Below are 10958 nucleotides of genomic sequence, written 5' to 3'. Positions count from 1 at the left end.
TCCCCACCTCCCGATGTCACCACGCTCCATTTCCCTTCGCCAAAGGATAGCCTCGTTTTACGAAAGGCTTTCGGCTAGTCTTCCTCCCCACCGTTTCGAGACACTTCGTGCCTCTCAACGACTCCCCCCGTGGAGTAGCGTAGTTATTCAGAAACCGAGGTCGAGTCAACGCCACCATTCAGCCTTCCAAAATTCAGGCATTAACAATGAAAAAGCGATTTGGCATCGACTCATGTCGAGCCTACTAGCCAAGCTACTCCCTGGGGAGGGTCCGCAATGGAGCCTGCCACAAGGGCAGGATTCATGTGGAGTCGCTGAGCCGAATTTAGGCGAAGCGGTGGGGAGGAGTCATTCGGTACCCGAACGAAGCACCGACTAACCTTCGAATTCCGATTAGCCACGCCGCTCCCTGGGGGGAGTCGCTGAGCCGAATTTAGGCGAAGCGGTGGGGAGGAGTCATTCGGTACCCGAACAAAGTATCGACCCGACTTAAAATTCCGATTTACTACGCTACTCCCCAGGGAGTAGCGTGGCTAGTAGGCTCGACAGGAGTTGATGCTCGGCCAAAACCCCGCACCTCATCCACCGTCCCACAATCACTGACCAATGTAGGGCTGAAGGCCCGTTCCAACTCAACCCAGCCCGTTGGGCTGGGTTAAGGGCCGAATCAAGAAAAGCCCGAGCAGGAACGACCTCGGAGAGGTCGCAGACCTTAGCCCGCGGTGCTTGCACCCCGGGGTTTATCCGAAAACAGTCAAAATCCAGGGAGTCACGAGCATCGGGACGACCCGGGCGAAGCCTTCTTGGCGGGCGTGACGCCCAACTCCAATTCCGCGAGACAAGTCTCGCTAGTGAAAGCGCGGACAAGTCCGCGCACTCCAAATGGGCCGACCTCGAATGAGTCTTTCCAGCGGATTTTCCCCTCCCGTCTCTTGTCACGAGTCAGGAGGGGACCTCGCGACCACCTACGAAATAAGGTCGGTGATCGGGTCGCCGTACACGTCCGTCAGGCGGAAGTCGCGGCCCTGATAGTGGTACGTCAGGCGGGTATGGTCGATGCCCATCTGGTGCAACAGTGTCGCGTTGAGGTCGTGCACCGAGACTTCGTTTTCGACCACGTTATAGCCGATGTCGTCGGTCTTCCCGTAGTTCACGCCGGCTTTGAGGCCGCCACCGGCGACCCACATCGTATAGCCCTTGGGATGGTGGTCGCGGCCGGGATAGGGCGAGCCGCCCCGGTGTTCGTTGATCGGCGTTCGGCCAAATTCGCCACCCCAAACGACGATGGTTTCATCCAGGAGGCCGCGCTGTTTGAGATCTTTGACGAGGGCGGCGGCGGCTTGGTCGACCTGCTGGCACAGCTTGGGCAGGCCGTGCTTGATGTCGTTCCCCTCGCTCTCGCCGTGGGTGTCCCAGCCGCGGTGGTAAAGCTGGACGCATCGGACGCCGCGCTCCACCAGGCGACGGGCCAAAAGGCAGTTGTTGGCAAAGCTCTTCTTGCCGGGCTCGACGCCGTACATCTCCTTCGTCGCTTCGGATTCCTTCGAGATGTCCATCAACTCGGGCACGCTGGACTGCATGCGATACGCGAGTTCGTACTGGGCGATGCGGGTTTCGATTTCGGGGTCGAGGACCTCTTTGCTCCGCATGGCGTTGAGGTCGCGGATGGCATCGAGCGAGTCGCGCCGCACTTCCGAAGTGACGCCGTCGGGGTTATCGACGAACAGCACGGGCTCGCCCTGCGAGCGGAATTCGACGCCCTGGTACACGCTGGGCAAAAAGCCGGAGCCGTAGCAGGATTTGCCGCCGTCGGGGTTGGAAATGCCAGAGAGCAGGACCACGAAGCCGGGCAAATCGGCGTTCTCGGTGCCGAGACCGTAGGTGAGCCACGAGCCGAGCGACGGGTGGCCGGGAATCTGGAAACCGGTGTTCATGAACAACTGCGCGGGGGCGTGGTTGAACTGCTCGGTGTGCATCGAGTGGATGATCGAAATGTCGTCGGCGATGGTGCCGAGGTGGGGCAGGAGTTCGCTGATGTAGTGGCCCGCCTGGCCGTACTGCTGGTACTTGAACGGCGAGCCGAGAAGCATGGGCTTGCCACGGATGAAGGCGAAGCGCTCGCCCTTGACGTACTCCTCGGGGCACACGTCGCCGTCGTACTTGTTGAGGACCGGTTTGGGCTCGAAGAGGTCGAGTTGGGACGGCGCGCCGGCCATGAAAAGGTAGATGATCGACTTCGCCTTGGCCGAGAACATCGGCTTCTTGGGGCTGAGCGGGTTGGGGCGGCCCTGCGGCTGTTGGCGAAGCATGAAGCCGAGCGCGGGGTCGGCCAGCAGAGACGCAAGCGCGACGTTGCCAAGACCGTAACCGACCTTTTTGAACAGCGTTCGGCGGGTGATTTGCTGGAGGAGTTCTTGTTCGGTCATGGCTATTCCTTGGTGATGGTTTCGTCGAGGTTGAGAAGAATGTTTCCGACCATGGTCCAAGCGGCCTCGTTGACGTCCTTGCCCAGCTTCTTAGCTTGAGCGGGGTCTTTGGTGTACTGGCTCTCGAACTGGTTGAACGCCTTTTCGAGCACGGCGATCTCTTGCGTGGTTGGGCGGCGACTGGTGGCGGCGCGGAAGCCGAACGTGATGCCTTTGGTCAGCGAACCTTTGGCCAGCATCTCTTGGCCGAGGGCCTTCGCGGCTTCCAGGTAAGCCTTGTCGTTGAGGAGGGCGAGGGCCTGGAGGGGGCTATTGGTGCGGATTCGGCGGACCATGCACGACTCGCGGGTGCCGGAATCGAAGGTGGCGAAGGTCGGATACATCGCGGTGCGTTTGGTGAAGACGTAGATGCCGCGTCGGTAGCGGTCGTCGCCGCTCGACTCCATCCATTGCTCACCGTTGTAGGGCGAATCCCAAATTCCGGGCGGCTGGTAGGGCATGACGCTGGGGCCGCCGACCTTGGCATTCAGCAGGCCGGAGATGGTCAGCGCCGAGTCGCGAATCATCTCGGCTTCCATGCGGAAGCGCGGACCGTGGGAGAGGTAGACGTTGGTCGGATCCTTGTCCATCGCGTCGGCGGTGGCGGCGCTCGACTGGCGATAGGTGGCGCTCATGACGATCATCTTGTGGATGGCCTTCATGTCCCAGCCGGACTGGACGAACTTGACGGCGAGGTAATCGAGCAGCTTTTGGTTAGTTGGGGGCGAGCCCTGGGTACCGAAGTCGTCGAGGGTTTCGACGATGCCACGCCCGAAGTACTGCTCCCAAATCCGGTTGACTTCCACGCGGGCGGTGAGCGGATTTTTGCCGTTGACCAGCCATTTGGCGAACTCCAGACGGTTCATGTTGGCGTCGCCGTCCGGCTTGGGCAGGACGGCGGGGGTTCCCGCTTCGACCGGATCGCCGGGGGAAAGGAATTCGCCTCGGTGGTGGACGGGAGCCATGATCTTGCCGTTGGTCGGCTTTTCTTCCATCACCAGGGCGACGGGCGATTCGGACTCCAAGATGCCCATCTTGTTCTTCACGTCCTCGATCTTTTCATCCAGCACATAGCCGACCGGGCTGGTGGCGATGTAGGCGTCGGTTCGATTCTGGTCGGTGACCTTCATCGTGTCGAGAAGCGGATACTTCGACGGGGTGACGCCGACGCGGAACCGGGCGATGTTGTGGTTCTTCCATTTGGAGTGGAAGCCGAGGGTGAGGACGGCTTTGTTTCCGGCGATGGGCTTTTCGAACTGGACCACGAGGCAGTGATCGTCGGCGTAGTTCGGGGCGACGGCCCAACCCGAAGCGCGATCTCCGTTGAGGAGCTTGCGAACGTTGTAACCATCCTGGACGAAGTCGGCTTTGGCTTGGGCAAAACGGACCTTTTGGCCATCGACGGTGAGGCCGATATCGGTGAGGACGAAGTTCTCGCTAGAGGCGCGGCCCTGGGGCTTGCCTTTGGCGGGAATGGTTCGGACGCAAAGACCGTTGAGGTCGCCTTTAGGCAAATCGAGCGTGATTTGGTACTGGTCGTTGTCGGGATTTTTTCCGCCAACTTCGATGAGTTGGTCTTCGGCGACGGTGGGCGATGAACCGGCGTCGCTGACGACGGACTCGACCTTGGGCGTGACGAACGGGACCGGTTGGACGGCGGCTTTGGACCACTGCGCGTAGTCGTCCGCGTTGTCGGCCATGATCTGCGCGCGCTGCTTTTCGAGGGTGGCGAGCTCAGCCTTGGCGACGTCGTATTTGGCCTTCTCTTGAGGCTGCATGACGCGCATCTCCGGCTCGATCCAGTGCTCGGAAAACGACTTGGAGTAGTCGCCGTCGCGGCGGTATTGGACGTTGGAGAAGATGGCGTAGAGCTTGTAAAAGTCCTTTTGGGTGAAGGGGTCGAACTTGTGGTCGTGGCACCGGGAGCACTGCATGGTGGTGCCCAGCCACGTGGTCGAGGTGGTGGTCACACGGTCGATGACGACGTTGTAGAACGATTCGGCAGGGTCTACGCCGCCCTCCTCGTTGAACATCGAATTGCGGTTGAATCCGGTCGCGACCTTGTCGTCGATGGTGGCGTTGGGGAGCATATCGCCCGCCAACTGCTCGACCGTGAAGCGGTCGTACGGCATGTTTTGGTTGAACGCATCGATGACCCAATCGCGGTAGAGGTAGGCGTTGCGGATGCGGTCGGCCTCGTAACCGTTGGTGTCGGCGTAGCGGGCGATATCCAGCCAACCGCGGGCTTGGCGCTCGCCGAAGTGCTTGGAGGCGAGGAGCTTATCGACCAGCTTTTCGTAGGCGTTGGGCGACTTGTCGCTGAGGTAGGCGTCGACTTCGGCGACGGTGGGCGGGAGGCCGATGAGGTCGAGATAGACCCGGCGGCAGAGCATTTCCTTCGAGGCTTCCGGCGAAGGCTTCAGCTTCTGCTCGGTCATCTTTTCCAGCGTGAAGGCGTCGATGGCGTTGACGCCCCATTTGGTCTTGCTTTGGGGGATTTCCGGCATGACCGGAGCGAGATAGGACCAGTGCTTTTCAAGGGTTTTGTCAACCTTCGCACCCTGCTTGATCCAGTCCGCGATGACTTGGATTTTGGCGGCTTCGAGCGGTTTGAAGCCCTTGGGCATGGAGGGGAGGCCGTCGAGGCCTTTCATTCGCCGGATGAGCGTGGAGTGCTCGGGGTCGCCGAGCTTGATCACGTCGGACTTGGTGAAATCGGTTTTGGCGAGGTTGAGGTCGGCGGCGGGTTCCGCGCCAGAATGGCACGAATAGCAGTACGATTTCAGGATCGGCGCAACATCGTTTGCGTACGAAACTACCTTCGTTTCCTTCTTCGTATTACCTTGGGGGAGGGCGGGGACGACGAGTCCAACCGTGAGAATGCCTACCCCAATGCCTATCGACGCTGACCGCATAAGTAAGCCTAGTTTAGTTTGGTTTTACATCATTCAGGCGCGTGCATTGCGCCAATTGTCGGTTAGATCCCAGACAGAATAGGTTTTTTTGCCGGGTTGTCCGGTGGCGGCGGGGCTTTGGGCGGCCTGGGCAAGGCACCCCAGTTCGGGCGGAACCTCGGCGGGTCGCCACTCGGAAAACTCGCGGCCGAGGTAGCCGGTATCGATCTCGCCTTCGGTAAAGCCTTGGCTCTGGAGGACGTCGATGAGGTAGGCGACGTTGGTTTTGACGCCGAGGACGTGGAAGTCGTTGAGGGCGGTGATGAGGCGGCGGCGGGCCCCTTCGCGGGTTGCGCCGTGGGCAATGACCTTGGCGATCATGGAATCGTAGAAGCGGGAGACCTCGCTTCCGCGGCCAAAGCCGGTGTCGAACCGGATTCCGGGGCTTCGGGGCTCGGCCCAGCCGACGATTTTGCCAATGGACGGCAGGAAGCCCTGGCCGGGGTCCTCGGCGACGATTCGGGTTTCGATCGAGTGTCCGAAAATGGCCTGTCGATCGCCCTCGATGAGGCCGGGCGAGATGCCCAGCGGCTGGCCGTTGGCGACTGCGATTTGGAGGGCGACGAGGTCGAGGCCGGTGATCTCTTCGGTGACGCAGTGCTCGACCTGGAGGCGTGCGTTGACCTCCAGGAAGTAGAACGCGCCGGTTTGGGGATCGACCATGAATTCGGCGGTGCCCGCGCCGTAGTATCCGGAGGCGCGGATCAGGCGCTTGGTGGCGTCGCGCATCTCGGGCCAAAGGGTTTTGATCTTGCGGAACGGCGACGGGGCTTCCTCGATGAGCTTTTGGTGGCGGCGCTGGATAGAGCATTCGCGCTCGAAGAGGCAGGCGACCTTGCCGTGCTGATCGGCGATGAATTGGACCTCGATGTGGCGCGGATTTTCGACGAGTTTTTCGACCATCATCGCGTCGTCGCCAAAGCCTTTGAGGGCTTCGTCCTTGGCGATGGCGTACTCGCTGTCGAAGTCGGCGGGGTTGCGAACGATGCGCATTCCGCGTCCGCCGCCACCGGCCGAGGCCTTGAGCATGATCGGGTAGCCGATCTCTTGGGCGGCTTGCTTCAGTTGGTCGCCGGTCGCGCCGGGAACGAAGTAGCCGGGCGTGATGGGGACCTGGTTTTCGACGGCAAGCTGTTTGGCGTCGATCTTTGCGCCTAGGCGGCGCATGGCGGAGGCGGGTGGGCCGATGAAGGCGATTCCGGCGTGGGCGCAGGCCTCGCTGAACTCGGCGCGCTCGCTCAGGAATCCGTAGCCGGGGTGGATGGCGTCCGCGCCGGTCTGGCGGGCGGCATCGAGGATTTTGTCGGCGTTGAGATAGCTTTCGGAGGGGGTGGAGTCGCCGATGTGGACGGCTTCGTCGGCGAGGGTTCGGTGGATGGCGTGGGCGTCGGCATCGGAGTAGACGGCGACGGTTTTGAGTCCGAGGGCTCTCGCCGTTCGAAATACTCGAACGGCAATTTCGCCCCGATTTGCGACAAGTATCTTCGAGATCGCCATTGATGAACCTCGTTCATGATACTTGGTCGCTGGTGTCTACGATCCCTTCGCCAAGGGATAGCCTCGTTTTAGGATGGTTTGCGGCTTTCGGCTTTCGGCTTGTCTTCCTCCCCACCGCTTCGCCATGTCTTGGCTCAGCGACTCCCCCCGGGGAGTAGCGTAGTTATTCAGAAACCGAGGTCGAGTCGGTGAACTTTTCGGCCTGCAGATTCGGACTATTACAAAATGGCGAATTGGTATGAACTTAATTCAAGCCTAGTAACTACGCTACTCCCCGGGGGGAGTCGCTGAACGCAGTGAAGCGGTGGGGAGGAGTCATTCAGTAGCCGAACGAAGTATCGACCTCGGAGAGGTCGCAGACCTTAGCCGGGCGGTCGGAGCGACCAAAGGAAGCGCAGACCCCCGGAACAGCCAGAAACAGTCAAAGTCCGAGGAGTCCCGAGCATCGGGACGACCCAGGCGAAGCCCATTCCTGGTGGGCGTCACACACTCCAAATCGCCCAATCTCCCTTGCCCTTGCGAAGCCCAAAATCCCGCGCAGGCAAGTTGGGAGCAAAGCGACATCGGGACGGGGGATAGGCGAGAGCCGACCTGTCGGTCCAAGCCCTTACCTATGCCCCCTATTTCAACCCACCAGCGTGCTTCTAGTCGTCGTCTTCGTCGTTGCCCATGTATGGTGGCATTGGGTAGGCCGGTCCTCGTCTTGCGGTAGGTTTTCCTGGCTGGTTGTTGTAGTCGGTTGCCATTTGCTCGCGGAGAGATTCGGACTGATCAAAAATGACATCAAGAATCGATCGATCGTGATCTGTCGAAATCCAACGAACGGCTGAAGCAACATAGAGTTCCTTGAGGTACGCGTAGGAGTAGCCGTGGGTGGCTTCCGCTGCCTTTTCCAGACCATCGGCATCCAATTGAAGGTCCGTATCGAACCGCGTCATAAATGCTCCTAAGTATCGCTTGCGGTCCTCGAACTCGGGAAGTTCGAAATGGTATTTGCGATCAAAGCGGCTCGGCCGTTCGAGAATAGCCGCATCAAGCTTTTCGGGGAAGTTGCAACTCGCGATGGCGATGATTCCGTCGTTCGAGGCAAAGCCATCCATCTCGTTGAGGAAGAAAGAACGGTTTTCATCGTCGAGCAAGGTATCCAAATCTTCAAGAATTAAGAAACAGGGCGAGTTGGCCCGCGCTCTTGCGAAGGCATTTGCGACGCATTGTTGAGTCGAAACGTGGTGCCCGTGAAAACTTTTGACGTAAAGGCATGGAAGCTGGAACCGATTGACCAGCGCTTTGATCATGTGCGTTTTGCCGTTGCCGGGAGGGCCGAGCAAGATCATTCCTCGCTTCCAAGGAATCTTATACTTGCGATAGGATTCTTCTTGCTCAAGAAATATCCGGATGTCGGTTTCGATTTCGGCGCTTAGATTTCCGTGGAGTACAAGGTCGTTGAGGCTCGAACCCTGAATCGCCTCATACAATTCCTTATCGGGGTACCAGTGGCCTTCTTGAAACACCAAGACCTCACCTTTAACGGTTGAATTGAATCGGCAGACTTCAATAAAGAACCCTTCCGAAACCTCCAAGCTGTCCGCTATGACGAACCAGCGGATGCTTCGACAGTAATCGCCTTGGACACCAAGGGCGAGGAGTTGTAGGTGATGCCCTGACCATTCGACCTCAAGCCATCCATTGTAGAGGCCAACATAAGTTGATTCTCTCTTGATGTTGTACTCATAGTTAAACTGGATTTCCAAGTCAGGGTCACCGTAGCCCAGGACCTTCCATAGCTCATTGCCAACCCATGGATCAAATGAGTGACTGGTGGTCTCAAGAATGTGTTTATCTGGGAACGCCGATTTGAGGAGACGGTGGGCGGTAGGGTAGATCGCGTCCTGGGGCGTGGCGAGTGCGGCGGCAATAACTTCTGCGGCCGGATGTTTTTCCTTGCTTTTTGTCATCTTGTCGAACCGTCATTCTTGAGCGAATGCGGCTCAGAGTTTCAGTCTAACACAGCTTTTACGTGTTCGAGAGGTACATTTGGGAGCATGTCTACGCCGATCAAGGATGCCACCGTTGGCCAACTTTCTACGCTTAAATCGTTCTTTTTGAAGGACCTCTCGTCGCTGTCGGATGAGCAGTTGAATAGCAAGCCGAACGGCTGTGCGCGAAAGCCCATCGACTTTTGCTACGAGGTGGTGAGCGTAAATCAGGAAATCTGTCGAATGCTTCAGCAGCTTCCAGCCGACGAGTCGCGCGGCGCGGGCGAGAAGGACGGGCAGTGGACAGCGGCGCCGAAGGGCTATACGCGCGAGCAGCTGGAGGCCGACTTTGCCGCGTCGATGGATGCGATCGTCGAGGTGGTTTCTGGTGCGAGCGAAGAGAAACTGCTTGCGAACATTCCGACGTGGTTTGGCGAGCAGCCGATGTATTCGTTTGCGATGTTCGCGGGGATCCACGCGAACTATCACAACGCGCAGATTTCGTATGTGGCGCAGATGGGCGGGGATCTGAAGAATTATTGGTTTTGAGTTGGGGTTGTCGTCTGTCCCCCGTCCCGATGTCGCTTTGCTCCGTCGGAACCTAAGGAGTTCGAATTGGTCGGTGACTCCAAGTTGGCTGTAAGAAGATGCGTGGACTTGTCTCGCGCTTTCGGAGGCGAGGACTTGTCTCGCCCTGGGAGGGTGGGCGTCGCGTGGGTGGTTCATTGAACGGAAAAGCCCGGAATCACACCCTCAGGGCCGAGGCTTAGGGCAAACGTATGAATGTGTAGTCAGAGGTTCTGAGGTTAAAAAGGGAGTTGCTCGAGCACCGAAACTGGGCCAAAACCATCTCCCCTCCAAAGCTTGGAGGGGTGTCGCGAAGCGACGGGGTGGATGAGACGCAATTCGCCGACTAACCGACAGAACCCATGCCAGGGTGGCACTGGTAACGACCCTGCGACCCTGTCGCTGGGAGTTACCAGTGATCGAGAAAGCCAATACTGCCTACGGAGGTGGATGACCCTCTTGTCGCCGCCATAATGGCGGGGTCGTCCCGACGCTCGGGACTCCTCGGACCTTTTGCATTTGCGGGTCTATCCAGGGGTCTTCGCTTCGCTTCGACACCCTGGCTACCATCTGCGATCCCTCCGGGATCGTTCCTGGACATTAGGGGGAACTTGGTTCAGAGTACAGAGAGCAGAAGGCAGAAGGCAGAAGGCGAGGGAGGTCAGCCCATTTGGAGTGCGTCACGCCCACCAGGAAGACGAGTCAAAGGAAGGGCTTCGCCCGGGTCGTCCCGATTTTCGGGACTCCTTGGACTTTGACTGTTTTCGGATAAATCCCGGGGTGCAAGCACCCCGGGCTAAGGTCTGCGACCTCTCCGAGGTCGTTCCCGTCTGGTAAGAGGCACTTGATTCAGAGTGTGGATCATTCGTCAATGAGTCCTCCCCCTCGTCCCGATGTCGCCACGCTCCATTTCCCTTCGCCAAGGGATAGCCTCGTTTACGAAGGCTATCGGCTTGCGGCTTGCGGCTTGCGGCTTGTCTTCCTCCCCACCGCTTCGCCATGTCTTGGCTCAGCGACTCCCCCCGGGGAGTAGCGTGGCTAGTAGGCTTGAATTATGTTCAAACCAATTCGCTTTTTTGTAAAAGTCAGTGTATGGTGAGGCAGCGACTCGACCTCGATTTCTGAATAACTACGCTACTCCCTGGGGGGAGTCGCTGAACGCAGTGAAGCGGTGGGGAGGAGTCTTTCGGTAGCCGAACGAAGTATCGACCCGGCCTCGATTTCTGGATGACTACGCTCCTTCCTGGGGAGGGTTCCGCAATGGAGCCTGCCACAAGGGCAGGATTCATGTGGAGTCGGTGAATGAAATGAACTCCTAAGATCCCGCCGAAGGAAAATGGAGCAAAGCGGAATCGGGATCGCCCGCCACGAAGGGCTTCGCCCGGGTCGTCCCGATGCTCGGGACTCCTTGGACTTTGACTGTTTTCGGATAAATCCCGGGGTGCAAGCACCCCGGGCTAAGGTCTGCGACCTCTCCGAGGTCGTTCCCGTCTGGTAAG

General features: G+C 59.0%; 5 protein-coding genes. 1 reads left to right on the top strand and 4 read right to left on the bottom strand.

The features are described 5' to 3' along the window. Positions 1-965: 965 nt before the first annotated feature. From GC165_20030 to GC165_20015, 4 genes are all read right to left on the bottom strand, one after another. Positions 966-2426 (bottom strand): DUF1501 domain-containing protein, encoded by a 1461-nt coding sequence (locus GC165_20030; GenBank protein MBI1335160.1) that lies wholly within the window; start codon positions 2424-2426, stop codon positions 966-968. Positions 2427-2428: 2 nt separating this feature from the next. Next, positions 2429-5380 carry a DUF1553 domain-containing protein gene (locus GC165_20025; protein ID MBI1335159.1) on the bottom strand — a complete coding sequence of 984 codons (2952 nt, stop codon included), beginning with the start codon at positions 5378-5380 and terminating at the stop codon, positions 2429-2431. Positions 5381-5413: 33 nt separating this feature from the next. Then, the gene (locus tag GC165_20020) at positions 5414-6916 is read right to left on the bottom strand and encodes an ATP-grasp domain-containing protein (GenBank protein MBI1335158.1); all 1503 of its coding nucleotides are present in this window, start codon (positions 6914-6916) and stop codon (positions 5414-5416) included. Positions 6917-7560: 644 nt separating this feature from the next. Then, positions 7561-8871 carry an AAA family ATPase gene (locus tag GC165_20015; protein ID MBI1335157.1) on the bottom strand — a complete coding sequence of 437 codons (1311 nt, stop codon included), beginning with the start codon at positions 8869-8871 and terminating at the stop codon, positions 7561-7563. Here GC165_20015 and GC165_20010 point away from each other — a divergent pair. Further along, positions 8848-9441, top strand: a complete 594-nt coding sequence (locus tag GC165_20010) for a hypothetical protein (GenBank protein ID MBI1335156.1) — start codon at positions 8848-8850, stop codon at positions 9439-9441. The two genes, GC165_20015 and GC165_20010, sit on opposite strands and share 24 nt — an antisense overlap. Positions 9442-10958 lie beyond the last annotated feature (1517 nt).

It is taken from the genome of Armatimonadota bacterium (assembly GCA_016125185.1).
Classification (GTDB): domain Bacteria; phylum Armatimonadota; class Fimbriimonadia; order Fimbriimonadales; family Fimbriimonadaceae; genus Fimbriimonas.
Note: the sequence above shows the minus strand (reverse complement) of the source record. Positions and strands in the feature narration are given on the sequence as shown.

Coding starts and splice junctions, on each gene's coding strand:
- GC165_20030 (MBI1335160.1), bottom strand. CDS start 2,426: ATGACCGAACAAGAACTCCTCCAGCAAATCACCCGCCGAACGCTGTTC.
- GC165_20025 (MBI1335159.1), bottom strand. CDS start 5,380: ATGCGGTCAGCGTCGATAGGCATTGGGGTAGGCATTCTCACGGTTGGA.
- GC165_20020 (MBI1335158.1), bottom strand. CDS start 6,916: ATGGCGATCTCGAAGATACTTGTCGCAAATCGGGGCGAAATTGCCGTT.
- GC165_20010 (MBI1335156.1), top strand. CDS start 8,848: ATGTTTTTCCTTGCTTTTTGTCATCTTGTCGAACCGTCATTCTTGAGC.
- GC165_20015 (MBI1335157.1), bottom strand. CDS start 8,871: ATGACAAAAAGCAAGGAAAAACATCCGGCCGCAGAAGTTATTGCCGCC.